We start from the raw sequence: 24749 nt of genomic DNA, 5'->3' as shown, positions 1-24749 counted from the left end.
GCAGGATGCAGGGCGGGGATGGTGCTGAAATCAGTTCTTGAGGTAGGCGTCCAGCACCATGCGGTTCCAGTTGGCCGAACCGACCAGGGAGTCGCCCAGCTTCTCGGCCGTGGCAACCACCGCACTTTGCTGCTGCTGCAGCGTCTTGACCCGGTCACCCAGACTGGCCATGGACGAGCTGAGGCGGCTGCCCGTGGACAGCGCAGAGTTGGCGCTGCTCTCCACCGCCTTGCCAATGCCGGCCAGGGCCGAGGTCACGCCGGCGGCATCGGCGGCCATGGACTTTTCCAGGGCCTTGGCATCCACCGCCAGCGTGCCGTCCTGGCGCTGGACGATGCCGAGCTTGCCCAGGCTGGGCGCGGTCGCGCTGCCCGTGACACTCATGATGGCCGAGCGCAACTCGCGCAGGGCGCGGGTGGCACCCACATCGGTGGAAGAACCGGCCGCCGCGCTCACGCTGCCCTTGGCAACGCTGGAGTTATAGCGCGCCACCAGCTTTTCCAGCGCGCCTTGCACCGACTGGGTGGTGCTGGTGGCCGAGAGCGCGGCCACATCCTTGCCCGCCGAGGCCAGGTCCACCAGGGATGACTTGAACTGCCCCAACGCCGACAGCGAAGTCGATCCCGCCTGGGCCTGGGCCACGATGCGCTCGTGCGCCTTGGTCAGCGACGGCGCCAGCTTGCGCACCTTTTCCGCTTCAGTGGTCTCGGTCTTGGTGCTGTTGCTGTCCGTCTTGGTGGCGCTGGTCTCCGCAGCGCTCTTCTTGCCGGCCGAATCCGAAGCCGCCTGCGTCGTGCTGCTGTTGAGCTTGGATTGGGCGCGGGCCAGCAGGCTTTGCACGTTCAGGTTGTCGGTTCTGATGCTCATGTTCTCTTCCCTGTGAGTTGGCAGATGGCGCGGGCGCGAGGCCCGTCCACGGTTTGGCAGGAAGACTACCGGGACGCCGCCGCAGCGATGCGGGGAAAAGCAGGCCCCTTGCCCACGACTTGCAGGCTTTGCTGCGCTGGAACGAATGTCCGCCGCCTTCCCGCAGCGCCCCGGCCATGAAAAAGGGCCTCCGAAGAGGCCCTCCACCAACACATTGCGGCCCTCAGGCCATCTGCGTCAGGGCGCCATAGCGCTCGCGCGCCGTTTGCAGCATGTAGAACGTGATGCGCTTGACCTCAGCCCGGCTGTCGGCGATGTGCTCCCTCAGGCAGGACTGGGCCCGCGCCGCATCGCCAGCCTCGATGGCCGCGAGGATGGCGGCATGGTCGTCATAGGTTGCCGAGACGCGCGGCAGCTTGATGACATCCAGGCGCCGGATGATGCGGATGCGCTCGGTGATGTCCAGGTGGATGCGCGCCATCTCCTGGTTGCCGGTTGCAGCCACCAGGCCGGTATGGAAGGCCTCGTCCAGCGAGGCCACCACGGCGGGGTCGGTCTCGCGCTGCTCCTCGGGCACGCACCAGACCTCGCGCAACGGCTGCAATGACTTCAGCGATTCGCCCACCAGGCTGGCCACGGCGCTGGTCTCCATCAGGGTTCGCACCTCATAGAGATCCTCGAAGTACTTGAAGTCGAAGGCCTTGATCTGCCACCCGCTCTTGAAATGCACATCGACATAGCCATCGCGCTGCAACCAGAACAGCGCCTGGCGCACAGGCGTGCGGCTGACCTGCATGCGCGTGGCGATTTCGCCCTCGCTGAAGCGGTCGCCGGGCAGCAGGCGGAAGTCGAAGATGTCGTTCTTCAGGCAAGCGTAGATCTGCGCGGCCAGCGAGTGCGCGCTGCTTGCAGGCCCCTGGCGCGTCTCGCACACGGGCGGGGAGGCAACCGCGATGCTCATGCGACTGCCATGCCGGTTGGAGAACACCGCCCCTGCCGTTGGCGACAGCCAAGGCCAGCCAAGACCCGGCTCAAGGCGGTGGAAAAGAGCGAAGCCATGCCTGCGGCACCGGGCAGATTTGCGGGCGGTGACAGGGTATACGCCGATTGCTGCTGCAATCTCTCTGACTGGTTTGCACGCCGGCAATGGGCAATGGTCCATTCACGCATTTAGTACTCTTTCTTGTACACAAGTTGGCAGTGGAATTTATTAAAGAAACGAATTGCGTTTTAATAATTGGACCGGCAAAAATATTCTCGACAACGTCCGATGTTCGTGTATGCTCCGCCACTCGCCGCAGTACGGGCCAAACGCACCACAACGGTTCGCAGGCCCCGGCACCAGGCATTCAATGTGCCTGATCAATAGACACAGGAACCCACGCGCGGTAATCCTGCGCATATCCACGGCAATCCATTTTTATCAGAAATTTTCTGCACATTGATAGTGCAGCGAGCAAGTCGATTCCCCATGCCCGCGGCCATGGGTTTTTGTGTTTGTCAAAGATTGACAAGCCTAACGACATTCAGCTTTTGACAGGAATGGAAAGCTGGCCCACGTCAAAAAAATGACACAAAAACCAGCCAGGCACGCGGTTACCCACGCGGCCTCAAGGCACGTCTCTCCGATATTCCTTCAACAGCCCAATTTCGACTTTCCATACTGAAAAGCCTCCATCGATAGATGGAGGCCATATTCCCGCCTGTCCACGGCAACACCCGCGCCAGACGAGTCCGACGCGGGTTGCCGCAGCAGCACAGCTGCGGGAGGAAGCTCAGGCTTCGCGGTTTTCCTTGATGTTGAAGCCCATCTGGCTCTCGGCGCCCTTGCCGCCCTGGTTGGTCTGTTCCCAGTACTGGGTCTTGACCTTGGCAGCCTGGAACGAGTAGTTCACGGTCACGGTGTCAGAGGAGTTGGCGCCGCTGACGGTCACGTTCGTCACCATGACGTCGGTCAGGGTGATCTTGGTGAACTCGATCTGCGAGCCGCCGGCCTTGCACAGCGAGATGTCGACCTGGCCCAGGTGCTTGCCCGTGGCGCAGTGCTTGAGCACGGCGGGGTAGCACTTGTCCACCTTGGCGATGACGTTCAGGTCATGGAAGCTCACCTTGCCGGCACCGGCACCACCGCCGCTGGACATGGTGTTGGGCTGGGTAGCACCCCAGGTGAAGGAGTCGATGTCGGTCCAGCCCTTGTGGTTGGAATCCTGGGACTCGCCACTGGCGCCCTCGACCTTCATGAACATATCAACGGACATTGCACACCTCTCGAACTAATGGATTAAACGTTCGCATGCAACCCAATAGCCTGATTGCATCGGATAGTTCACACGCGAACAAAGGGGAAACCACTCTCGGGTAGAGCGCACGAAACCGATTCACTTAACACGTGATTCAGATCAGTGCGGCGCATACCCTGGATGGTCAAGGAATGTATTGACAATCGCCTGCAATCCTCACTGTCGTGAACCGCCCTCCTTTGTTGGAGCCGCGATGATAGTGGATAAGGCCGGCAAAATACAAACAATTGAGCAGACTGAATTGTTACGGCGGATACATCTGAAAAAAAATGTATCCACCTCATATCCATTCGATTCGTGTCATGGCTTTTTGCGGAACTCAAGCTACACTCACGCCGCATTCGGAGTCCGATTGAAATACGATCTTGTATTCATGACGAATCCATGACGCTCGTCTTTGGCCCCTGGCTTCAGACAATAGGCTGATTGAGGAAAACCAACGGTTTACAGAGACAGATTGCCGGTGTGATGCCGGCTTTCTCCTTGTCCAATGGCCTCGAACAGGTTCGGCACCCTGGCTGCGCGACAGACATCGCCCGCCAGGGTGTGAAACAACATCTTGGGTGGGATTGCATGGTTAGCGAAGCAGCATGTTCGACCAACTGCCTTCCGGCAGGTGTCCAGATTGGCGAATACCGCGTGCTCGATGTCATCGGCGAAGGCGGTTTCGGCATCGTCTACAAGGCCCGTGACCTCTCGCTGGACCGCGAGGTCGCGATCAAGGAGTACATGCCTTCGGCCCTGGCCGGGCGGCAAAGCTCCCATCAGGTGCATGTGCGCTCGCAGCACCGTGGCGCGTTCGACGCCGGGCTGCGCAGCTTCATCAACGAGGCCCGCCTGCTGGCGCGCTTCTCGCACCCCACCCTGGTGCATGTCTACCGATTCTTCGAAGCCGGCGGCACGGCCTACATGGTGATGCGCCACTACGAGGGCCAGACGCTGGGCCGCGTGCTGCAGGCATCGTCGGGCCGCATCGACCAGGCCCAGCTCAGCACCCTGCTGGCCCCGCTGCTCGATGTGCTCGAGGTCCTGCATGCACAGGACTGCTTCCACCGCGATATCGCGCCGGACAACATCTTCGTGCAGCGCGATGGCAGCCCCGTGCTGCTGGATTTCGGCGCCGCGCGCCGCATCATCGGCGACATGACCCAGGCGCTGACCATGGTGCTCAAGCCCGGTTTTGCGCCCATCGAGCAGTACGTGGACGACGGCGCCATGCCCCAGGGCGCGTGGACGGACATCTACCAGGTCGGCGCCCTCATTCACCAGGCCGCCACGGGCCGCACTCCTGCCACCTCGGTGGCGCGCATGGTCACGGACCCCATGCAGCCGCTGACTTCCGAGCAGGTTCCCGGCTACTCCGACGCCTTCCTGCAGGGCATGCAAAAAGCCCTGGCCGTGCGCCCGCAGGACCGGCCCCAGTCGATTGCCGAACTGCGCAGCCTGCTGGGCCTGTCTGCCGAAAGCCGGGCGGCGCCTGCGCCTGTGGAGCCCAGCGCCAGCCCCATCTACATCCCGATCACGACGCCTGCGGCCGTTCAGGCCGCCATGGCCAGCGAGTCGGCATCCGCGCAGGCACCCCGTTTCCTGCCGATCACGGAAACCTACGTTCCCGCACCCACCCCACAGGTTGCGCCCGTGGCGACGGTCATGCCGGTGGCACCTGTGGCACCTGCAGCACCTGTAGCACCTGTGCTGCCCATGCCGCCTGTTGCAACGGTTCCACCCGTGGCCCCGGCATCACCGGCCCCCAGCACACCTGCTGCCATGGCCACGCCTCAGATGGCACCCCCATCTGCGCCCCAGGCCTCTGCAGCCGACCCGATGGGCCTGGGCAACGGGCCGTTCATCGACATCGACCAGGCACTGCAAGGCATGCCGGCGCCTCAGGCTACGGTTCAGGCTCCGGTCCCGGCTTCACCACCTGCACCCGTTCCCGAGCAGCCCGCCGCAGCGCCGGCCGTCCAGGCCAAGCCTCCGGCTGCCCGGCCTCCAGCTGCGGGGGCCCAGGCTGCGCCCAAGGCCAGGCGCAGCAGCATGGCCGTACCGTTGGCCATCGGCGCCCTGGTGCTGGCTGCCATCGCGGGCGGCGGCGTGCTGTGGTACGACCATTCCCAGGACCAGGCACGCGCCAAGACCCTGGCAGCACGCGACAGCCTGGCCTGGCAGCAGGCGCAAAGCCAGTCCAGCCTGGCCCGCCTGCAGGACTACCTGGACAGCTTCCCCGAAGGACAGCACCGCACCGAGGCCCAGGCGCTGCTCAAGCAATTGCTCAACGAGGCCTCGCTGGCCTCCACGGAGCAGGTGCAGCCGATGACCTCGCCCGAGCAGCAGGCCGCGGTGCCCGAGATTGCCCCTTCGCAGCCCGAGCAGAGCACGCCAGTCGTCCCCGTCACGGTGGCCACCGGGTCCGAGCCGTTGCCCACCGAGCCGTCCAAGACCGAGGCCCGCCCCGTCAAGCCCGCAGCGGCCACGGGCAAGGTGGTGTTCCGGGTCGTGCCCTGGGGCTATGTCTCCGTGAACCGCGCCCCTGCGCGGACCAGCCCGCCGCTGACCCAGATGGAGCTTCCAGAGGGCGAGTACCGCATCGACATCAGCAACCCGGGTGCGGCCTCCACGGTGACCAAGACCATCACGGTCACCAAGGGCGAGTCGGTGACCGTGAACCATCTTTTCGAATGAGCGCGGCCCATGGCTCGACTGATGAACCACCGCTGGCGATGGATGCTGTGCACTGCAGTGCTCGGCCTGCCCTGCCTGGCGCATTCCCAGGCGGCATGCGAAGAGGCAGCGCCCACCCAAACCGGCTCGGCAGGACGCCCGCAGCTGGCGCAGGGCATTGCGCTGTTCGAGGCGCGCGACCTGGCCCAGGCCGAGCGTGCGCTGCAGGCGGCGCTGTTTGGCGGGCTGGCCGATCCCATGGAGCGGGCCTCCGCCCACAAGTACCTGGCCTACACCTATTGCACGCACAAGGAATGGGCGCGCTGCGAGGCGGCCTTCGACTCCGCGTTCTCCGCACACCCGGGCTTTGCACTGCAAGCCTACGAAACCACGGGCACACCGTGGCGGGACGCCTACAGCCGCGCCCAGGACCGCTGGATCCAGCGCTGCCCTTCCGCGCAGCGGCTGCGCACGGCGCCTGCGGCACCCACGGCCGGCGGCTTTGCACTGAACAGCCGCGTGATCACCTCGATCACCGCCCTGACACCCGGCCTTGCTCCAGCGCGCTCCGCCGCGCTGGCCGCACGGTCTGAGACGCCACGGACAGATCACAACCTGCGCCTGAGGGTCAGCCCCTGGGCGAATGTGCTGATCAACGGCAAGCCGTCCGGCGTCACCCCTCCCGTCGTGCTGCTCAAGCTGGCGCCAGGCTCCCACACGGTGGAGCTGCGCAATCCCGGCTTCGAGAGCTATCGGCAGGTGATCCGCATCACCGACGGCCAGTCGGTGACCCTTTCCCATGACTTTGATGCCCGCTGACCATGTCCATGACCCTGAATATTCCTCACTCCATCCAGCGCCTGACCCTTGCCCTGGCCGTTGCCTTCGGCCTGGCCGCGTGTGAAACCACGCCAAAGCCCGTGGAGCCCGAGCCGGCCCCGACCGTGGTCCAGCCTCCGGAGCCCGTCAAGCCCGTGGACCCCGTGGTGATCAAGGAGCAGGAGCTGGTCGAAGCCATCCAGCTCTATGTGGACGGCCGCTATGAGGACGCCATCACGGCGCTGACGCCCCTGTCCACCGCACAGGAACTGCCCATGAGCAGCCAGGTCAAGGCGCTGAAGTACATCGCCTTCAGCCACTGCGTGGAAGGCCGCCGCAAGCCCTGCCGTCAGCACTTCGACATGGCCCTGGCCCTGGACCCCACCTTCCAGCTGACCGAGGCCGAAAAGGGCCATCCCATCTGGGGCCGGGAGTTCAACAACGCCCGTGCCGCGCTGCGCAACAAGCGCCCTGCGCCCGCGCGCAAAGCCTCCTGAGGCATCCCGACGCTTCCTGAAAACTGCCTAGCCTAAGACTCCATGGACAAAATCGAACTCAGGGTCGTGGACCACGATGGCGTTCCGGTCGATCGCCACTGGCATGCCGTATTCGGCATGGCCGGCGGCACGATCGGACGCAGTGGCCAGAACAAGCTCATCATCTCGGACCCGGACGCTTCCGTCGCGCGCGTGCACGCCATGGTCAGGCTGGATTCCGAGGGAGCCTTTGTTGCGAACCTGAGCGAGCGTGATCCCATCTGGGTGGCAGAGCAGCCCGTGCGTTCGGGCCAGGAAGTGGGCCTGCCCCTGGGTGCGCGCATCCGTATCGGCGCCTACACCCTGGCCGCCGTGGCGCCGGGCACGCCTTTCGAGGCACCGCCTTCGGCTGCAATGCAAAACGCGCAAGCCACACAAGCCGCGCAAGCAACGCAGGCAGCGGCCCCACCCGTCACAGCCGCCCCGCAGCCCCAGATCGTCCCGCCTCCCGTCGCCTCCCAGCCCCCGCTGCCGGAAGCAGCGCCGCCGGCAGAGGCAGCGCCGCTGGCAGACGTATTGCCTGCCGCCGCCCCCGGCATCGCCGATCCCTGGGAAGGCCTGACGGCACTGAGCCTGGATGCCATCCAGACCCCTGCCGTGCCTTCGATCGAGAGCGCCATCCCGCCCGAGCAGGCTGCACTGGCCATGCCGCAGCCCGCCAAGCCGCAGCATCGCCCCCTGCTGATCCCCAATGATTTCGACCCCTTTGCTCCGCCGCCCCAGCAGGCTCGGCAGCAGGAGGAAGGCTGGGCCGGCCTGCCATCGCAAGGCACGGGCGATCTGATACAGCAGCGCCATGACGGCATGGTCCACACGCTGCCGCTCAAGGGCCTGAGCACCGAGGCCTTGCATGATGCCTCCCATACCGGCCTGCCTTCGTGCTTCGAGCAATCCCAAAAGCTCGACCCGCTTGCGCTGTTCGACCAGGGCGGCCTGCCCCCCGATGCGCAGCCGCTGCAGCAGGCCTCGGGCCGGGGTTCCGAACTGGGCCAGGCCTTCAATCTGCCACGCATGCAGTCGCATGCACAGCCCGCAGAGCCGGTGCCACCGCAGGAGGCGGCAGCACCGGTCCAGCCCGCACTCCCACCTGTGATCGATACCGTGATTCCTGCAGTGCAGGAGCAGCTTCCTGTACAGGTAGAGGCGCGGGCACAGACGCAGGTACACGCGCAGGTACCGACGCAGGCACAGGACATTCCGGTTGCCGCGCCTGTCCCGGCGCCCGTGCCCCAGATCCCCGCCGAGCCGGCCGCGCTGGACGGTCTGCTGCCCACCAATGGACTGGATCTGGACCTCTTCAAGTCCGGTCTTGCCCATGTTGCGCCCGTCGCCAGGGCTGCCGTTGCCTCGGCTCCCCCCCTTGACACAGGCGTCAACGTCAATATCCCCGCGGCCTCCAGCATCCTCGGCCAGGGCGACGCCGCCATCCCCATCGGCGCCCTGCCCTCCACCGCCGCGCCTGTCGATATTCCCGTGCAGCCCCAACCGGCCGCCAACGCCGATCTGCAGGCACTGGCCGCAGCCTTCATGGAGGGCGCAGGCCTGAACCCGGCCAAGACCCATTTCGAGGTCACACCGGAATTCATGCGCACTTTCGGCGAAGCCCTGCGCATTGCGGTGCAGGGAACCATCGACCTGCTGGCCGCGCGCTCCGAGATCAAGCGCGAGTTCCGCGCTGGCGTGACCATCATTGCCACGGGGGCCAACAACCCGCTCAAGTTCCTGCCCAATTCCGAGGGCGTGCTCATGCAGATGGTCCACCAGACCTTCCCGGGTTTCATGAAGCCGCTGCCCGCCATGCAGGACGCCTTCCAGGACCTGCATGTGCACCAGCTGGCCCTGATGGCCGGCATCCGCGCCGCCTATGCCGAGGCCCTGACCCGGTTCGATCCGACCGAACTGGAGCGCCGCACCGAAACCAACCCCGGCCTGCTGGACAAGCTGCTGACCAATGGCCGCAAGGCCGCGCTGTGGGACGACTACAAGCACAACTTCGACGTGCTGCGCCGCCATGCCGAGGACGACCTGATGGCCTTCTCGGGCCGCACCTTCGTCGAGGCCTACGAAAACGCCGAGCAGTCCGTGAAAGGCCAGCCGTGATCGCCTACCTCGACGGAGCCGGCCACCGCTACAGCATCCAGGTGGCCAGCGCCTCCCACAGCGGCAGGCGCTCCAGCAACGAAGACGCCATGGGCCTGATGGACCTGGGCGCCGGCGGCCTGTGCTGCACGCTGGCCGATGGCGCTGGCGGACACGGGCACGGCGAGCTCGCCGCCCAGCTCACCGTGCAGGCCGTGGTGGATGGCTTCCGGCAGAACCCGTTGTTCGCCCCCGCCAGCCTGGCCTCCCTGATTTCCCAGGCGGAGCACCGCGTCAGCGGCCAGCAGTCCACCTCGGTCTCTCGCATGCACATGAGCGCCACCGTGGTGGTGCTGTGCATCGATCCCGAGCAGGGCCGTGCCCTGTGGGCGCACTGGGGGGACTCGCGCCTGTACTGGTTCCGCGCGGGACGCATGCACCTGCGCACCGAAGACCACAGCCTGGTCCAGCAGCTGCTGCACGCCGGCCTGTACGAAGAGAACGACCCGCGCCGCCTGCCCAACCGCAACGTGCTGGCCGGCGCCATTGGCGCCGAGGGCCAGGTGCCGCCCAGCATCCGCGCCGACGCCGTGGCCCTGGAGGCCGGCGATGTCTTCCTGCTGTGCTCGGACGGCCTGTGGGAAGGCATGCACGAGTCGGAAATGGAGCAGTTGCTGGCCGCCAGCCAGCGCCCCGACGAATGGATACAGCGCATGGTCGGCCGCGTCGTATCCAGCGGCAATCCGCACCAGGACAACCTCAGCGCGCTGACGGTGTGGATCTGCCCGCGTGAAACCAATGACTGACATCGAGACAGGAGAAGCCATGTGGAGATCAGAGGAACCGCAGGGATCGCAGGGGCGCCGGCAGGCGCTGCAAACGCTGGGCGCCTTGGGCCTGGGCACGGCCGTGGTGACCGGCCTGGCCGGCTGCGGCTCCCTCAACCCCCTGAGCCGCGCGCCCGAAGTGGCGCCCACAGCCGTGCCCACCGCCATATTCGAGGTGGTGGCGGACATGGACATCAACCCGGACCGTGAAGGCATTCCCAAGCCCGTTCTGCTGCGCATCTACGAGCTGCGCGCCTCCGCCGCCTTCGACCGCGCCGGCTTCTTCGACCTGCAGGACAAGGACGACGGCCAACTGGGCAGCGACTTCGTGCGGCGCGAGGAATTCCTGGTCGCGCCCGGCCAGCGCCAGGTCATAGAGCGCAAGGGCAACCCCGATGTGCGCGCCTTCGGCCTGTTCGCCGCCTACCGCGATCTGGAGCGCAGCACCTGGCGCGCCTCGGCCGTCGCGCCCAACTCCGTGGAGCTGCGCCGGCGCTGGTGGGGCATGGGCTCCACCGAAAAGCTGCAGCCCGTGCGCTACCAGGTGCACCTGACCCGCGAAGAGGTCACCGTCCGCATTCAACCCGCATCCCAATAAACGCACATCTATCCACCATGGTCTGGCAACGCAAAGTCATCTGGGCCGAGGGCATGTTCCTTCGGCCCCAGCACTTCCAGCAGCAGGAGCGCTTCCTGTTCCGGCAACTGCAGTCACGCAGCCTGCCGGGGCAGCCCTTTTTCTGGGGCTTCTCGGAACTGGAGCTGGACACCGATCTGCTGCGCATGGGCAAGCTGGGAATCCGTTCGGCCCACGGCGTGCTGCCCGACGGCACGCCGTTCCAGCTGCCGGGCGACGACGAGGCGCCCACCCCGCTGGACATCGGCAAGGACTTCAAGGACGTGGTGGTCCACCTGGCGCTGCCGCTGCGCCGCTTCTCGGGCAGCGAAGTGACCTTTGGCGAAGGCTCCCAGAGCCCTGCGCGCTATCTCAGCGACGTGACCGAAGTGGCGGACAGCAACGACGTGGGTGCCCAGCCCGCCGAGGTGCAGCTGGGCCGGCTGCGCCTGAGCCTGCGCCCCGCCCACGAGCTGACCGAAGGCTGGGTCAGCCTGCCCGTGGCCCATGTGGTGGAGCGCCAGGCCAGCGGCGGCGTGCTGCTGGAGCCCGGCTTCATCCCCACCGTGGTCAACAACGGGCCCAGCTCGGTGCTCAACACCTTCTGCAAGGAAATCCACGGCCTGCTGCGCCAGCGCGGCGAAGTGCTGGCCCAGCGCATGATCCAGCCCGAGCGCGGCGGCATCGGCGAGGTCGGCGACTTCCTGCTGCTGCAGCTCATCAACCACTGGACGGGCGCGGCCCAGCACTGGGTGCGCACCGCCAGCATCCACCCCGAGCGCCTGTTCGAGGAACTGCTGCGCCTGGCCGCCGAGCTGACCACCTTCGACCACGAGCGGCGCCGCCCCGAGGTGCTGCCCGCCTACGACCATGACGACCTGCGGCGCAGCTTCCCGCCGCTGATGCTGGAGCTGCGGCGCAGCCTGTCCTCGGTGCTGGAGCAAAACGCCATCCAGATCCCGCTGCACGACCGCCAGTACGGCGTGCGCGTGGCGCTGATCCCGTCCACCGAACTGCTCACCACCTGCGACTTCGTGCTGGCCGCCCATGCCCAGACCACGCCGGAATTCCTGCGCACCCACTTCCCCACCCAGACCAAGCTGGGCCCCGTGGAGCGCATACGCGACCTGGTGAACCTGCACCTGCCCGGCGTCACGCTGCGGCCGCTGCCCATTGCCCCGCGCGAGATTCCCTACCACGCGGGCTACAACTATTTCGAGGTGGACACCACGCACGATCTGTGGAACCAGCTGCAAAGCTCCGGCGGCCTTGCCATGCACGTCTCCGGCGAATTCCCTGACCTGCAACTGGAGTTCTGGGCCATCCGCCGCTGACGGCGCGACGCATCTTCCGACATGAACAGTTCCAACATCAGCCACCAAATGCCCTGGGGCGGCGACGCCGACACGGGCCGTGCCGAAGGCGCGGCCAGCGCCGCGCCCGCGCCTGCCGGCCAGGAGCCGCTGCGCTCCAACCTGCCCGACGTGGTCAGCGGCGGCAACCCGCTGGTGGCCGCCGCCAACCGGCTGCTGAACCTCATCCCCCAGATCCGCGCCATGGTCACCAACGAGGACCCGCGCGCGCTGCAACAACTGCTGCTCGAGCACATCCGCGAGTTCGAGCAGCGCGCAGGCGCCAGCGGCGTGCCCATGGAAACCATCATCGGTGCACGCTACTGCATCTGCACGGTGCTGGACGAAACCGCCGCCCAGACGCCCTGGGGCAGTGCCGGCGTCTGGCCCAAGCACAGCCTGCTGGTCGCCCTGCACAACGAAACCTGGGGCGGCGAGAAGTTCTTTCAGCTGCTGGCCCGCCTGGTGCAGACGCCGCACCAGCACATCGACCTGATCGAGCTGCTGTACTACTGCGTGATGCTGGGCTTTGAAGGCCGCTACCGCGTGATCGACAACGGCCGCGCCCAGCTGGAGACGCTGAAGGCGCGCCTGCTGCAGCTCATCGAATCCACGCGCGGCGACCGCAGCAGCCTGCTGTCCGTGCACTGGCGCGGCGTGCAACGCCTGGCCTCGCCGCCCTGGGCCATGGTGCCGCTGTGGGTGGCGGCGGCCATCACCTTGCTGCTGGCGTTCTTCATCTACCTGTGGTTCAGCTACCGGCTGTCCAACAGTTCGGACGACCTGTTCGCCGCCATCAACGAGATCCGCTTCCCGCGCACCTCGGCGGCCGCCACCGTCGCCACGCTCAAGCCGCGGCTGCGCCAGTTCCTGGAGCCCGAGATCCGCGAAGGCCTGGTCAGCGTGCGCGACGAGGCCGACCGCAGCACCGTCATCCTGCGCGGCGACGGCCTGTTCGACCCGGCCGCCACCGTCGTCAAGCCCCGCTACGTGCAGGTCATCCACCGCGTGGCAGCGGCCCTGGACGAAGTGCCGGGCAAGGTCGTCGTCAACGGCTACACCGACAACACGCCCATCCGCACGGCGCGTTTCCCGTCCAACTGGAACCTGTCGCAGGAACGTGCCCAGGCCGTGTCCCAGATGCTGGGCGGCTCGCTGCGCGACCGCCAGCGCCTGCATGCCGAGGGCCGTGCCGACAGCGACCCCGTCGCCCCCAACAACACGGCAGAAGGCCGGGCGCTGAACCGGCGGGTGGAAATCGTCCTGCTGGTCGCTCCCCAGCAACGTGACCAGCAACTGCAGGCCCTGCCTGCCGCACCCGAGACCAGGAACTGATCCCATGATCCGTCGCATCGCCTCATGGCTGTTCAACCGCTACATGCTGGAGCTTCTGGGCCTGGTGGCCCTGAGCCTGCTCATCTGGTTCGTCGGCCCGCTCGTCTTCATCCAGCCCTACCAGCCACTGGGCAGCCCCACAGTGCGCTGGTGGATCATTGCCGGCCTGTTCATCCTCTGGTTCCTGCGCCTGCTGCTGCGCTGGTGGCGCGCACAGCGCATGAACGAGCACCTCATGACCGGCCTGGCCCGCCTGACCTCGCCGCGCGAGGCGGACGGCACGCCCGCAGCAGGCTCCGAGGAAGTGGCCGAGCTGGAGTCGCGCTTCAAGGAAGCCCTGGACACGCTGAGCAAGACCCGCTTCGGCCAGACCGAAGGCGGCCTGTTCGGCCGCTGGAACAAGCGCTACATCTACCAGCTGCCCTGGTACCTGATCATCGGCTCGCCGGGTTCGGGCAAGACCACGGCCCTGATCAACTCGGGGCTGGACTTCCCGCTGGCGGCCCAGTTCGGCAAGCGCGCCATCCCCGGCATAGGCGGCACGCGCAACTGCGACTGGTGGTTCACCGACCAGGCCGTGCTGCTGGACACGGCCGGCCGCTACACCACCCAGGAAAGCGATGCGGAGCAGGACAAGGCAGCCTGGAAGGGCTTCATGCAGCTGCTCAAGCGCTTTCGCGGACGCCAGCCCGTCAACGGCGTGATCGTCACGCTCAGCGTGCAGGAGCTGCTCAGTGCCAGCGACGCCGAGCGCGCCCAGCTGGCCCAGCTGATCGGCCTGCGCCTGAGCGAGCTGTGCGAGGAGCTGACCATCCGCTTCCCCGTCTACGTGCTGGTCACCAAGAGCGACCTGCTGGCGGGCTTCAACGAGTTCTTCGGGGCCATGAGCCGCGAGGAGCGCGCCCAGGTCTGGGGCTTCACCTATCCCTATGACGAAAAGACCCAGCGCTCGCCCGCCAGCGACCCGCAGGCCGCCAGCGCCCTGTACATGGAGGAGTTCGACGCACTGGTCGCCCAGATCAACCGCCTGCTGCCCCAGCGGCTGATGACCGAGCCCGACCTTGCGCGCCGCAGCCTGCTCTACGCCCTGCCCCAGCAGTTTGCCGGCCTCAAGGACGTGGTGCGCGACACGCTGGATGCGGCGTTCTCCGCCTCGCGCTTCAAGGAAAAGCCGCTGCTGCGCGGCGTCTACTTCACCAGCGGAACGCAGGAGGGCATGCCCTTCGACCGCGTGATGTCGGCCCTGTCGCGCCGCTTTGCGCTGCGTGGCCGCCTGCCGGCCGATGCCGTGCCACAGCAGGGCCGCAGCTACTTCCTGGAGTCGCTGTTCAAGGACGTGATGTTCAACGAGTCCGGCCTGACCGGGCGCAACGCCAAGAAAGAGCGCCAGCTGCGCCTGATGCAGGCCGCCGGCCTGTGCGCTCTGCTGCTGGCCCTGGGCGGCGCGGCCCTGGCCTGGACGCTGAGCTACGAGAACAACCAGCGCTACCTGAACGAAGTGGCCGACAACGCCGGCACGCTACGCCAGGCCGTGGAGGAATCCAAGGCCACCGACCCCGACAACGTGGTCGCCCTGGTGCCCATGCTCAACCACGCGGCGCGCGTGGCGCAGAGCAGCCGCTTCGAGGAATCGGCCCCGCTGGGCTGGCGCTGGGGCCTGTTGCAGGTGCCCAAGGTGCAGACGGCCGCCCACGCCACCTACCTGCGCCTGCTGGAAGACGCCTGGCTGCCGCGCCTGAGCAGCCATGTCGCGCGCTCGCTGCGCCAGGTCAGCACCGGCAGCCCCGAGGCCAGCTACGAAACGCTCAAGGCCTATCTCATGCTCTACGAGCCCGACCACTTCGACGCCACCTTCGTCAAGGCCTGGCTGCGCAGCGATTGGGAAAACACCCTGCCCCAGCATCTGGTGCAGGCCGGCCTGGTGGACCAGCTGTCCGAGCACCTGGACCGCCTCATCGACGGCCGCGTGGTGGTCTCCGCCCAGCCCATCGACGCCAACCTGGTCGCCGAGGTGCGCCAGCGCCTGGCCCAGATGTCGCCCGCCCAGCGCGCCTACAGCCGCCTCAAGCAGCTGCTGAACACCGGCGACAAGCTGCCGCCCGACTTCAGCGTGGTGCGTGCCAGCGGTCCCGAGGCGCCCCAGGTCTTTGCGCGTGCCAGCGGCAAGCCGCTCACCCAGGGCATCAGCGGCCTGTTCACCTATGACGGCTACCACGGCCTCTTCCTGCACGAGCTGCCCAAGGTCACCACCTTGCTGGCCAAGGAGGAAACCTGGGTGCTGGGCCAGGCCGAAGGCCGGCGCAGCGTGGCCCAGGAAGTGCTCACGGGCCAGCTGGCCAACGAGGTCAAGCGCCTGTACCTCATGGAATACGCGCGCCTGTGGGAAACCTTCCTGGCCGACATCCGCCCCATACGCACGGCCTCGCTGGAGCAGGCCGGCGAGCAGGCCCGCCTGTACTCGTCCGCCAACTCCAGCCTGGAGCAGTTCATCCGCGCCGTGGCCCGCGAGACCACGCTGGCCCGCCGCCCGGACCAGCAGGAAGGCAGCAGCTCGGGCAGCACCAGCAGCTGGCTGGGCGAGAAACTGCAGCGCATCCGCGAGGAACAGCACCAGCTCAGCCGCCTGACCGGCAAGCCGCTGAACGTGGGCGGCATGCTGGCCACCGGCACGCTGGAGGCCGACATCGTGGACTTCCGCTTCCGCGAATACCGGCGCCTTGCCACCAGCAACGGCTCGGGCCCGGCTCCCATCACCGCCAGCCTGCAGGTGCTCAACGAGGCGGCGGCCGTCATCGCCTCGGCGCGCCAGCAGGTGATCCAGGGCGGCGGCGTGCCTCCCTCGCTAAGCGGCACGCTGGAGAAGGTGCGCTCGGAAGCCAAGCGCGTGCCGCCTCCGCTCAACAGCATGTACGAGGCCCTGGCCACGTCCACCTCGTCCTTCGTGGGAAGCAGCGTGCGCAGCACGCTGGGCGGCAACCTCAACGCCACCATCGGCGACTTCTGCCGCCGGGCCATCCTGGGCCGCTACCCCTTCACGCGCAGCGCCACGCGCGACGTAACCACGGACGACTTCGCCCGCCTGTTCGCCACCGGCGGCACCATGGACGAGTTCTTCCGCACCCAGCTGCAGACCATGGTGGACATCTCCACCGTGCCCTGGACCTTCAAGCAGGGTGTGGACGGCACGCCGGTGGGGGGCTCTGCCTCGCTGGCCGCCTTCCAGCGCGCGGCCTCCATCCGCGACGTGTTCTTCCGCGCAGGCGGCAACACGCCCGGTATCCGGCTGGAGATCAAGCCGCTGGACATGGACGCCTCCATCTCCCAGATGGTGCTGGACGTGGACGGCGAAATCGTGCGCTACCAGCACGGCCCGCAAATCCCCAAGGCCGTCTCCTGGCCGGGCACGCGCGGCACCGGCCAGACACGCCTGCAGATCACGGCCGCCGGCGCCCAGAACACCGGCATCGTGACCGAAGGCCCCTGGGCGCTGCACCGCCTGTTCGACCGTGCCCAGATCCTGCCGGGCAACTCGCCCGAGCGTTTCACGGCCATCTTCACCATCGACGGACGCAAGCTGCGCATGGAAGTCACCACCAGCAGCGTCCTCAACCCATTCCGGCTCAAGGCCATGGAGGAATTCGAATGTCCGGACCGGCTGTGAACGCCATGACCCTCCAGCGACCCTGCGCCGCCTGGTGGGGCAAGCTGCCAAGCCAGGGCGATTTCGTCGGCCGGCGCATGCCCCACGCACTGACCATGCGCTGGGACGAGTGGCTGCGCAACGGCATGGACCAGCTGCGCAGCGATGCGGCCGACAACTGGTCCACGCGCTTCGTGCACTCGCCGCTGTGGTTCTTCCTGTGCCCCGCCTCCATCCTGGGCCAGCCCATGGTGGGCGTGATCGGGCCCAGCTCCGACCGCATCGGCCGGCTCTTTCCACTGGCCATCATGGCCACGGTGGACGGCAGCTCCGGCATGCCGGCGTCGGACCAGGACATCGAACGCTTTCTGAGCGGCGCACGCGATGCACTCATCGACGCCCGGCGCCTGCCCCTGTCAGCCCAGCAGCTCGACGAGCGGCTGGCCACCCTGCAATGGCCGTTCCAGCAGGACGGCCGCACGCCGGGCAGCGCCTCCATCCACAGCCTGCTGGCCGACCTCGACATGGGCACCTCGCAAGGCAACGCCGCGCGCCTGCCGCGCATGGACTGGCGCGCCTGCATGCGCCCGGGCTCCACCACCTCCGTCTGGTGGATCTCGGCCACGCCGCGCCACGCCCCTGACGAAGTGGTCCAGCACGAAGTGCTGCACCGCCGCCTGTTCACCCGGCTGTTCAAGGGCGCCTGAGTTCGTCCAGATCGCACCGTCCACTCCACACCATACCCAAGCAACACCGACCCGCCCATGGCCAATATCCAGGACCTGCTGACCGAGACCGCCGCCGAGCCGCCCTGCGGCCCGGACCTTACCTATGACAACGATTTCCAGGCCATGGAAAGCGCTGCCCAGGGCAAGGTAGAACAGCAGTTCGGCGACACCGTCATCCCCGCCGAGCCACCGGACTGGCGCGATGTGGAGCGCCAGGCCTCGGCCCTGATGCAGCGCACCAAGGACCTGCGCGTGGCCGTGCTGCTGTGCCGAGCCTGGACCATCCTGCACGGCCTGCCCGGTACGCTGCAGGGCCTGCAGCTGTGCGGCGCCCTGCTGGAGCGCCACTGGGAGCATGTCCACCCCCTGCCCGAGGATGGCGACGACTACTTCATGCGCATGAATGCCCTGGGCACCCTGTCGGACGTGACAGGCTTTGTGCGTGACCTGCGCAACGCCGACTTCCTGCGCGGCGCGCTGGGCCAGATCAGCGTGCGCGACGCCGAACTGATGGCCAAGGGCAACGTGCCCGAGGACCTGCCGCACCTGACCGCCGACGAATTGCGCATGGCCTCGGCCCGCGCGCATGCCGAGGGCCACGAAACCCTGCTGGCCGTCACCCCTGCGCTGCAGGAACTCGACCGGATCCGCGCCTGCTGCGAACAGCACCTGCCCAGCCACCAGCAGCCCGAGCTCGACGGCCTGCGCCAGCTGCTGCTGGCCCTCAGGCAATGGCAGCCCCAGTCCACAGGCGATGCCGACACGGACGCTGAAACCGATCCGGCCGCACAAACCGGCACAGAGGGCGGCACGGTGGCCCACCCCGCGCCAGGCTCGGCACCCGCCCCGGCGCGCAACCGCGAACAGGCGATTGCCCAGTTGCTGGAGATCGCCGCCTTCGTGGAGCGCACCGAGCCCTCCAACCCCGCCCCCCTGCTCATCCGCCGTGCCGCCCGCTTCATGCGCATGGGCTTCATGGACATCCTGCGCGAGCTGTCGCCCGACAGCCTGGCCCAGGTGGAAGTGATCACGGGCGCCCACCTGCAGGACCAGCAGACATGAATGCCAAATGCTGTTTCATGGCCCTGGGCGTGGGTCTCTCGACGCCAGCCTTCGCAGATGCCGGTGCACGGCCTGCAAACGCCATCGAGCGCATCACGATCCGCGACGGCACCGCCAAAAGCGAAGACCCCAGCATCCATTGCGATTCACTGCGCATTGACGAAAAGCGCGCGCGCTACTTCCTGCGCCACGCCAAGCCCAGCAGCCAGTTCAATTACGCGCATGCCTATGAAACCGGTAGCTGCAGTGCCAGTGCCGTCGTGCGCTTCAAGGGAGGCCGCCAGGTCAACCTGACCATCGACAGCGGCACGGGCTGGGGGACGGCGGAGAACAAGCGCTCCATCGCCTACCTCTACTGCGAGGAATGCACGGACCTGCTGGCCCCGGACTTCACTTTCAAGGAGCTGGCTGCCCCATGACACCCACCCCGTCCACCTGTTTCCACACGGCCTCTTGCGCCCTCAGCCCTTCGGTCCGCCGCAAGGCGGGACTCCAGGCTTTTTACTTCTGCGACCCATTTTTTTCTTGAAAGGAACACCCGCATGTCGCTCACCAAAACCGGCAAGAGTGGTCAGAAATTCATCGCGCGCAACCGTGCGCCGCGCGTGCAGATCGAGTACGACGTCGAGATCTACGGCTCGGAAAAGAAGGTGCAGATCCCCTTCGTGATGGGCGTGCTGGCCGATCTGTCGGGCAAGCCCGTCGATCCGCTGCCCGAAATCGCCGACCGCAAGTTCCTGGAAATCGACATCGACAACTTCGATGCGCGCATGAAGTCCATCAAGCCCCGCGTTGCGTTCCAGGTGGACAACACGCTGACGGGCGAGGGCAAGCTCAACATCGACCTGAGCTTCGAGAGCATGGAGGACTTCTCCCCCGCCGCCATCGCGCGGCGCGTGGGCGCGCTCAACTCGCTGCTGGAGGCCCGCACCCAGCTGCACAACCTGCTTTCCTACATGGACGGCAAGCAGGGCGCCGAAGAGCTGATCGGCAAGGTGCTCAAGGACCCTGCGCTGCTCAAGTCGCTGGCCGCCGCGCCCAACATCACTGCCCCGCAGGCCTTGGGCCCTGCATCCGAGGCTTGAGGCAGCACATCAGGAAGGCAAGCACGTCATGAATACCGCAACCCAACTCGAACAATCGACCCAGGCGCTGGCCGGCAGCGAATTCGGCAGCCTGCTGCAAAAGGAATTCAAGCCCAAGACCGACCAGGCCCGCGAAGCCGTGGAAGCGGCCGTGCAGACGCTGGCCCAGCAGGCCCTGGGCTCGGCGATCACGCTGTCCAACGATGCCTACCAGACGGTGCAGGCCATCATTGCCGAGATCGACCGCAAGCTGTCCGAGCAGATCAACCGCATCATCCACCACGATGACTACCAGAAGCTCGAAGGCGCCTGGCGCGGTCTGCACCACCTGGTGACCAACACCGAGGTGGACGAGATGCTCAAGATCCGCGTCATGAACATCTCCAAGAAGGAGCTGCACCGCAACATGCGCCGCTTCAAGGGCGTGGGCTGGGACCAGAGCCCTGTCTTCAAGAAGGTGTACGAAGAAGAGTACGGCCAGTTCGGCGGCGAGCCCTTCGGCTGCCTGGTGGGCGACTACCACTTCGACCACAGCCCGCCGGACGTGGAGCTGCTCGGTGAAATGGCCAAGGTGGCCGCAGCGGCCCACTGCCCCTTCATCTCAGGCGCGGCGCCTGCCATCATGCAGATGGAATCCTGGCAGGAGCTGGCCAACCCGCGCGACCTGACCAAGATCTTCACCAACACCGAGTACGCCGCCTGGCGCAGCCTGCGCGAGTCCGACGACGCCAAGTACATCGGCCTGGCCATGCCCCGCTTCCTGGCACGCCTGCCCTACGGCGCGCGCACCAACCCGGTCGATGAATTCGATTTCGAGGAAGAAACCGACAGCGGCGACCACGGCAAGTACTGCTGGGCCAACTCGGCCTACGCCATGGCGGTCAACATCAACCGCTCGTTCAAGTACTACGGCTGGTGCACCTCCATCCGCGGCGTGGAATCGGGCGGCGCGGTGGACAACCTGCCGGCCCACACCTTCCCCACCGACGATGGCGGCGTGGACATGAAGTGCCCCACGGAAATCGCCATCAGCGACCGCCGCGAGGCCGAGCTCGCCAAGAACGGCTTCATGCCCCTGGTGCACCGCAAGAACTCGGACGTGGCCGCCTTCATCGGCGCCCAGTCGCTGGCCAAGCCCGCCGAGTACTACGACTCCGACGCCACGGCCAATGCCAACCTGTCGGCGCGCCTGCCCTACATGTTCGCCTGCTGCCGCTTCGCGCACTACCTCAAGTGCATCGTGCGCGACAAGATCGGCTCCTTCCGCGAGCGCACCGACATGGAGCGCTGGCTCAACGACTGGATCATGAACTACGTGGACGGCGACCCGGCCAACTCCTCGCAGGAAACCAAGGCCCGCAAGCCCCTGGCCGCCGCCGAGGTGCAGGTGCAGGAAGTCGAGGGCAACCCCGGCTACTACACCTCCAAGTTCTTCCTGCGCCCCCACTACCAGCTGGAAGGCCTGACCGTGTCGCTGCGCCTGGTGTCCAAGCTGCCTTCCGTGAAGCAGGGCGCGAAGTAAGACTGTCCGCCCACCTGGCTCCTGGTGCCGACACGCTCGCACCAGGGCCAGGCCCCATAACAAGAAACAGGCCTGGAGAAGCTTTCCCCTCCAGGACCCAACTCAGAGAGGCTTTTCATGCCCTGGAATGTAGACAACGCCGTCGCCACCCTGCAGACCAATGCCCGCGCCAGTTCCGCCGGCTACTGCGCGCGCTATGTGCGCGATGCGATCGGCGCTGGCGGCATCGCACTGCAGCGCACGCGCGATGCCAAGGACTACGGCACCAGCCTGGTGGCCGCCGGCTTCACACGCTACGACGCCATGCCCGAAGGTGGCTACAAGAAGGGCGATGTGGCGGTGATGCAGGGCTTCACCTCATCGCCCGCCGGCCACATGCAGATGTTCGACGGAAGCGTCTGGATCTCGGACTTCAAGCAGAACGGTTTCTGGGCAGGCCCCGGCTACCGCACCCACAAGCCCGCTTTCAAGATCTACCGCCATCCCTGATGCGCCTGATGCGCCCATTGAGCCACGCCATGAACGCCTGTTCCAAAGCTTTCTTCACCCTGCTGCTGGCCGGCACGGCCTGCGCCACGGTGCAAGCCGCACCTGCCACGGCAGCGGACATCACCACCCTGTTCACCGACGCCCTGCATTGCCGCATCGAGTTTCCCGACGGCCGCGACGAAGCGCTGGCCCAGCGCCTGCGCGCGCAGGGCGTGACCGTGGTGGACCGCGCGCCCGGCGAAAGCCTGGACCTGCTTTATCTGTTTGCCACGCCGCTGGAGATCGATGGCACGCAGGTGTCCTCCATCACCGTGCGCGGCGGCAGCGGCAGCATTGTCGCGGCGCGCGCCACGGGCAGCCTGCAGGCGCTGGTCCAGCGCACCAAGGCCCGGCCGCAGGCGCGCAGCCGCTGGGATCTTGAAGGCTTTGGCGAGCTGCCCGCCCAGTACACGCGCGCCATGCCGCTCAGAAAGGGCCTGGACGAGACGCCACCGCGCATCGTCATCGGCCATGTGGCCGGCGAGGCGCCCGACGCCGTGCGCTGGGGCTGCCGCTCCTACGACGACTGACCGGGGCGCAGCCGCACCCCGCCCCTCTCTTTTTCCTGCGTTTTCACCATGCCCCTGCCCAGCTTCACCTCACAGCTTTCCCTGGACGAGCAACTCAAGGCTCTGAAGGACCAGATCCGCCAGGCACCGGCCTCGGCGCCCCTGCGCGTCTACTACTTCCAGCTGCTGTGCGTGCTGGGCGAATGGCAAAAGGCGCTGGAGCAGCTGCAGCTGTGCGCCCAGCTCGACCCGTCGTGCGAGCCTATGGCGCGCGCCTACCGCGAGGCCATCCGCTGCGAAGTGCTGCGCGCCGAGGTCTTCGCCGGCAAGAAAAAGCCCTTTCTCATGGGCGAGCCCGCGCAATGGCTGGCCTGCCTGATCGACGCCCTGGCCCATGAAGGAGCGGCCGCCCAGGACCTGCGCGCCCGCGCCCTGGACGAAGCGCCCGCCACGGCCGGCCACATGGGCGAGCACCGCTTCGAATGGCTGGCCGACAGCGATACCCGCCTGGGGCCCGTCTGCGAGCTGCTGGCGCACGGCAGCTACTACTGGCTGCCCTTCGACGCCATTGCACAGATCGGCTTCGAGCCCGTGCAGGACCTGCGCGACCTGATCTGGCTGCCCTGCGAGGTCACGCTGCGCGAGGGCGGCGCGCTGCAGGGCTTCATGCCCGCGCGCTATCCGCTGGCGCCCGGCGATGACGACGCCGTCCGCATGTCGCGCCGCACGCAGTGGAGCCCGCTGGACACAGATGCCTCCGATCCTGACGAATCCTCGGGCCACGTGGCCGGACACGGCCAACGCACCTGGGTCACCGACTCCGAGGACTTTCCCATGCTGCAAGTGCGCCAGCTGGCGCTGGAGACCGTCGGCTGATCTGGCCTGCCCCAATGACTGCCTATCCATATCGACACGCATGACCAACAAGACTACACCCAGCTTCCAATACGCAGGCACTTACGACCGCGCGGTGTTCCAGCGCGAGTTCATGCAGCAGTTCGGCAAGGACGCGCGGTTCGATGCCGCTGCCATTCCTGCCGCCGCCCAACTGCTGGGCATGATCGAAAAGGACCCCGGCATCAACGACATCCGCTACGCGGCCTACATGCTGGCTACCGTGATGTGGGAGACGACCTCTCCGACCAGTGTGGAACGGATCGCAGTCAACAAGAAGGGTCAGCCGCTTCTGGACAAGCACAAGCGCCCCATCGTCGTGCGCGAGCGCAAATGGCTGATGACCATGGCGCCTGTCAACGAGGCGGGTAAGGGCAAGGGGCGGCGCTATCACGAGCCCGTGAAGATCAAGATGCAGCCTGACGGCAGGATACGCATCACCGAACAGGATGGAGACCAGTTTTACGTCTCTCCCAATGGCTCCGTGACGCCCCGCCAGGCCAAGGCGGTCATGGGCACCAAGGATGGCGGCGCCGCCGTCAAGGCCTACGAAACGGACGACGGTGCCGAGCAGGCGTTCTACGGGCGCGGCTACGTCCAGCTCACCTGGTGGTCCAACTATGCAGCCGCCGGCGTGGCCGTGGGCCGAGGCATGGGCCTGTTGCTGGACCCCGAACTGGTCAAGACACCCGAGGTGGCCTACGCCCTCATGTCACATGGCATGCGTACCGGGGAAGGTTTTGCCAACGGCCGACGCTTCAGTCAGTTCTTCCTGGGCAGTGCCACGGACTACGTCGGTGCGCGGCGCATGGTCAACGGCAGCGACCATGCCACCGACATCGCAGCCATCGCCACCAAGTTCCAGGCCATCCTCCTGGAGGCCCGCGTCCTCAAACCGGCAGCCACCGCCACGCCATGAAGGACAAGACAATGCCAAAAGCAAGTGCCACCCCGTTCCCGGCCACTCTTCGCTGCCCGCGCATTCTGCTGGCCGCCGTAATGTGCGTGGGCCCATGGCTTGCATCAGCTGCAGGCCCCGGCCCGTCCAATGCCATGCGCTGTGGCTGGTTCGACAACCCCACCCCGGGCAATGCATCGCTGACCGACAGCCAGGCCGAATGGACCATCGGCCAGCAGGGCGGCCACCAGGCGCGCGGCGAATGGCCGCGTTTCACGGACCGTGACTGGGTGCGCACAAGTCATGGCAGTGCCGGTTATGGCTGTGCCTGCCTGAAGGTGTCCACTGACAATGGCAAAGAGCAGATCGTGCAGATCTTCTCTGCACGTGCACGGCCTCTCTCAGCCTGTCGCAAGGACCCTGCACTGAAAGGCAAGGAGCCCGAGAACCCACTGGCCGATTCGGGCCGCACTGGCCCTTGAGGACCGTCC

At 66.8% G+C, this 24749-nt stretch carries 22 protein-coding genes; 19 read left to right on the top strand and 3 right to left on the bottom strand.

The genetic code is table 11. The annotated features are described in order from the left end of the window. Positions 1 to 30 precede the first annotated feature (30 nt). The 3 genes from fliD to DA1_RS14250 form a co-directional block, all read right to left on the bottom strand. The gene (fliD, locus tag DA1_RS14260) at positions 31 to 867 is read right to left on the bottom strand and encodes a flagellar filament capping protein FliD (protein WP_034393847.1); all 837 of its coding nucleotides are present in this window, start codon (positions 865 to 867) and stop codon (positions 31 to 33) included. Between the two features lie 223 nt (positions 868 to 1090). Beyond that, a complete protein-coding gene (locus tag DA1_RS14255; RefSeq protein ID WP_013802371.1) occupies positions 1091 to 1828 on the bottom strand; it encodes a GntR family transcriptional regulator in 738 nt (245 codons plus the stop codon). Between the two features lie 814 nt (positions 1829 to 2642). After that, on the bottom strand, positions 2643 to 3125 hold the full coding sequence (locus DA1_RS14250; protein ID WP_013802370.1) for an Hcp family type VI secretion system effector: 483 nt from the start codon (positions 3123 to 3125) through the stop codon (positions 2643 to 2645). Positions 3126 to 3740: 615 nt separating this feature from the next. Between DA1_RS14250 and DA1_RS14245 the strand changes: the two genes are divergently transcribed. The 19 genes from DA1_RS14245 (at position 3741) to DA1_RS14155 (ending at position 24740) form a co-directional block, all read left to right on the top strand. Continuing rightward, positions 3741 to 5849, top strand: coding sequence for a serine/threonine protein kinase (locus DA1_RS14245; protein WP_034393850.1), 2109 nt, complete (start codon positions 3741 to 3743; stop codon positions 5847 to 5849). Between the two features lie 9 nt (positions 5850 to 5858). Continuing rightward, positions 5859 to 6647: a PEGA domain-containing protein gene (locus tag DA1_RS14240; protein ID WP_034393854.1), complete on the top strand. Its 789-nt coding sequence runs from the start codon at positions 5859 to 5861 to the stop codon at positions 6645 to 6647. Between the two features lie 8 nt (positions 6648 to 6655). After that, positions 6656 to 7144: a TssQ family T6SS-associated lipoprotein gene (locus tag DA1_RS14235; RefSeq protein ID WP_230590829.1), complete on the top strand. Its 489-nt coding sequence runs from the start codon at positions 6656 to 6658 to the stop codon at positions 7142 to 7144. A 42-nt stretch (positions 7145 to 7186) separates the two neighbouring features. Then, a complete protein-coding gene (tagH, locus tag DA1_RS14230; RefSeq protein WP_034393860.1) occupies positions 7187 to 9283 on the top strand; it encodes a type VI secretion system-associated FHA domain protein TagH in 2097 nt (698 codons plus the stop codon). After that, a complete protein-coding gene (locus tag DA1_RS14225; RefSeq protein WP_034393863.1) occupies positions 9280 to 10068 on the top strand; it encodes a PP2C family protein-serine/threonine phosphatase in 789 nt (262 codons plus the stop codon). The genes tagH and DA1_RS14225 overlap by 4 nt, the downstream gene beginning before the upstream one ends. A 19-nt stretch (positions 10069 to 10087) precedes the next feature. Then, positions 10088 to 10687: a type VI secretion system lipoprotein TssJ gene (tssJ, locus tag DA1_RS14220; protein WP_013802365.1), complete on the top strand. Its 600-nt coding sequence runs from the start codon at positions 10088 to 10090 to the stop codon at positions 10685 to 10687. 17 nt (positions 10688 to 10704) lie between these two features. Next, positions 10705 to 12039, top strand: a complete 1335-nt coding sequence (gene tssK / locus DA1_RS14215; protein ID WP_012205669.1) for a type VI secretion system baseplate subunit TssK — start codon at positions 10705 to 10707, stop codon at positions 12037 to 12039. Positions 12040 to 12060: 21 nt separating this feature from the next. Then, positions 12061 to 13392, top strand: coding sequence for a DotU family type VI secretion system protein (locus tag DA1_RS14210; protein WP_034393865.1), 1332 nt, complete (start codon positions 12061 to 12063; stop codon positions 13390 to 13392). A gap of 4 nt (positions 13393 to 13396) precedes the next feature. Continuing rightward, positions 13397 to 17053, top strand: coding sequence for a type VI secretion system membrane subunit TssM (tssM, locus tag DA1_RS14205; RefSeq protein WP_034393868.1), 3657 nt, complete (start codon positions 13397 to 13399; stop codon positions 17051 to 17053). Continuing rightward, positions 17035 to 17739, top strand: a complete 705-nt coding sequence (tagF, locus tag DA1_RS14200; protein WP_034393871.1) for a type VI secretion system-associated protein TagF — start codon at positions 17035 to 17037, stop codon at positions 17737 to 17739. The genes tssM and tagF overlap by 19 nt, the downstream gene beginning before the upstream one ends. Before the next feature lie 57 nt (positions 17740 to 17796). Continuing rightward, positions 17797 to 18822: a type VI secretion system protein TssA gene (tssA, locus tag DA1_RS14195; protein WP_034393874.1), complete on the top strand. Its 1026-nt coding sequence runs from the start codon at positions 17797 to 17799 to the stop codon at positions 18820 to 18822. Next, positions 18819 to 19241, top strand: a complete 423-nt coding sequence (locus DA1_RS14190; protein WP_034393877.1) for a hypothetical protein — start codon at positions 18819 to 18821, stop codon at positions 19239 to 19241. Before tssA ends, DA1_RS14190 begins: the two co-directional genes overlap by 4 nt. A gap of 123 nt (positions 19242 to 19364) precedes the next feature. Next, complete coding sequence (gene tssB / locus DA1_RS14185) at positions 19365 to 19907, top strand: type VI secretion system contractile sheath small subunit (RefSeq protein WP_013802360.1); 543 nt, start codon at positions 19365 to 19367, stop codon at positions 19905 to 19907. 28 nt (positions 19908 to 19935) lie between these two features. After that, positions 19936 to 21429 (top strand): type VI secretion system contractile sheath large subunit, encoded by a 1494-nt coding sequence (gene tssC / locus DA1_RS14180; protein ID WP_012205676.1) that lies wholly within the window; start codon positions 19936 to 19938, stop codon positions 21427 to 21429. Positions 21430 to 21546: 117 nt separating this feature from the next. Further along, complete coding sequence (locus tag DA1_RS14175) at positions 21547 to 21918, top strand: hypothetical protein (RefSeq protein ID WP_013802359.1); 372 nt, start codon at positions 21547 to 21549, stop codon at positions 21916 to 21918. A 29-nt stretch (positions 21919 to 21947) separates the two neighbouring features. Then, complete coding sequence (locus tag DA1_RS14170) at positions 21948 to 22487, top strand: hypothetical protein (RefSeq protein WP_230590831.1); 540 nt, start codon at positions 21948 to 21950, stop codon at positions 22485 to 22487. A gap of 48 nt (positions 22488 to 22535) precedes the next feature. Continuing rightward, positions 22536 to 23342 carry a type VI secretion system accessory protein TagJ gene (locus DA1_RS14165; RefSeq protein WP_034393884.1) on the top strand — a complete coding sequence of 269 codons (807 nt, stop codon included), beginning with the start codon at positions 22536 to 22538 and terminating at the stop codon, positions 23340 to 23342. A gap of 40 nt (positions 23343 to 23382) precedes the next feature. Next, complete coding sequence (locus DA1_RS14160; RefSeq protein WP_034393887.1) at positions 23383 to 24279, top strand: lysozyme family protein; 897 nt, start codon at positions 23383 to 23385, stop codon at positions 24277 to 24279. Further along, complete coding sequence (locus DA1_RS14155) at positions 24276 to 24740, top strand: DUF4087 domain-containing protein (protein ID WP_230590833.1); 465 nt, start codon at positions 24276 to 24278, stop codon at positions 24738 to 24740. Before DA1_RS14160 ends, DA1_RS14155 begins: the two co-directional genes overlap by 4 nt. The last annotated feature ends 9 nt before the right edge of the window (positions 24741 to 24749 follow it).

This window comes from Delftia acidovorans NBRC 14950 (genome assembly GCF_001598795.1).
GTDB classification, from domain to species: Bacteria; Pseudomonadota; Gammaproteobacteria; order Burkholderiales; family Burkholderiaceae_C; genus Comamonas; species Comamonas acidovorans.
The sequence above is the reverse complement of the archived record's forward strand: the minus strand, read 5'-3'. Positions and strand labels throughout refer to the sequence as shown.

Bases quoted from the DNA above. Each gene is read 5' to 3' on its own strand.
- DA1_RS14250 (WP_013802370.1), bottom strand. From the start codon at position 3,125: ATGTCCGTTGATATGTTCATGAAGGTCGAGGGCGCCAGTGGCGAGTCC.
- tssK (WP_012205669.1), top strand. From the start codon at position 10,705: ATGGTCTGGCAACGCAAAGTCATCTGGGCCGAGGGCATGTTCCTTCGG.
- DA1_RS14245 (WP_034393850.1), top strand. From the start codon at position 3,741: ATGGTTAGCGAAGCAGCATGTTCGACCAACTGCCTTCCGGCAGGTGTC.
- tssA (WP_034393874.1), top strand. From the start codon at position 17,797: ATGGCCAATATCCAGGACCTGCTGACCGAGACCGCCGCCGAGCCGCCC.
- DA1_RS14240 (WP_034393854.1), top strand. From the start codon at position 5,859: ATGGCTCGACTGATGAACCACCGCTGGCGATGGATGCTGTGCACTGCA.
- tagH (WP_034393860.1), top strand. From the start codon at position 7,187: ATGGACAAAATCGAACTCAGGGTCGTGGACCACGATGGCGTTCCGGTC.
- DA1_RS14165 (WP_034393884.1), top strand. From the start codon at position 22,536: ATGCCCCTGCCCAGCTTCACCTCACAGCTTTCCCTGGACGAGCAACTC.
- DA1_RS14210 (WP_034393865.1), top strand. From the start codon at position 12,061: ATGAACAGTTCCAACATCAGCCACCAAATGCCCTGGGGCGGCGACGCC.
- DA1_RS14190 (WP_034393877.1), top strand. From the start codon at position 18,819: ATGAATGCCAAATGCTGTTTCATGGCCCTGGGCGTGGGTCTCTCGACG.
- DA1_RS14170 (WP_230590831.1), top strand. From the start codon at position 21,948: ATGAACGCCTGTTCCAAAGCTTTCTTCACCCTGCTGCTGGCCGGCACG.
- tssB (WP_013802360.1), top strand. From the start codon at position 19,365: ATGTCGCTCACCAAAACCGGCAAGAGTGGTCAGAAATTCATCGCGCGC.
- tssJ (WP_013802365.1), top strand. From the start codon at position 10,088: ATGTGGAGATCAGAGGAACCGCAGGGATCGCAGGGGCGCCGGCAGGCG.
- DA1_RS14155 (WP_230590833.1), top strand. From the start codon at position 24,276: ATGAAGGACAAGACAATGCCAAAAGCAAGTGCCACCCCGTTCCCGGCC.
- tssC (WP_012205676.1), top strand. From the start codon at position 19,936: ATGAATACCGCAACCCAACTCGAACAATCGACCCAGGCGCTGGCCGGC.
- DA1_RS14255 (WP_013802371.1), bottom strand. From the start codon at position 1,828: ATGAGCATCGCGGTTGCCTCCCCGCCCGTGTGCGAGACGCGCCAGGGG.
- DA1_RS14175 (WP_013802359.1), top strand. From the start codon at position 21,547: ATGCCCTGGAATGTAGACAACGCCGTCGCCACCCTGCAGACCAATGCC.
- tagF (WP_034393871.1), top strand. From the start codon at position 17,035: ATGTCCGGACCGGCTGTGAACGCCATGACCCTCCAGCGACCCTGCGCC.
- fliD (WP_034393847.1), bottom strand. From the start codon at position 867: ATGAGCATCAGAACCGACAACCTGAACGTGCAAAGCCTGCTGGCCCGC.
- DA1_RS14235 (WP_230590829.1), top strand. From the start codon at position 6,656: ATGACCCTGAATATTCCTCACTCCATCCAGCGCCTGACCCTTGCCCTG.
- tssM (WP_034393868.1), top strand. From the start codon at position 13,397: ATGATCCGTCGCATCGCCTCATGGCTGTTCAACCGCTACATGCTGGAG.
- DA1_RS14160 (WP_034393887.1), top strand. From the start codon at position 23,383: ATGACCAACAAGACTACACCCAGCTTCCAATACGCAGGCACTTACGAC.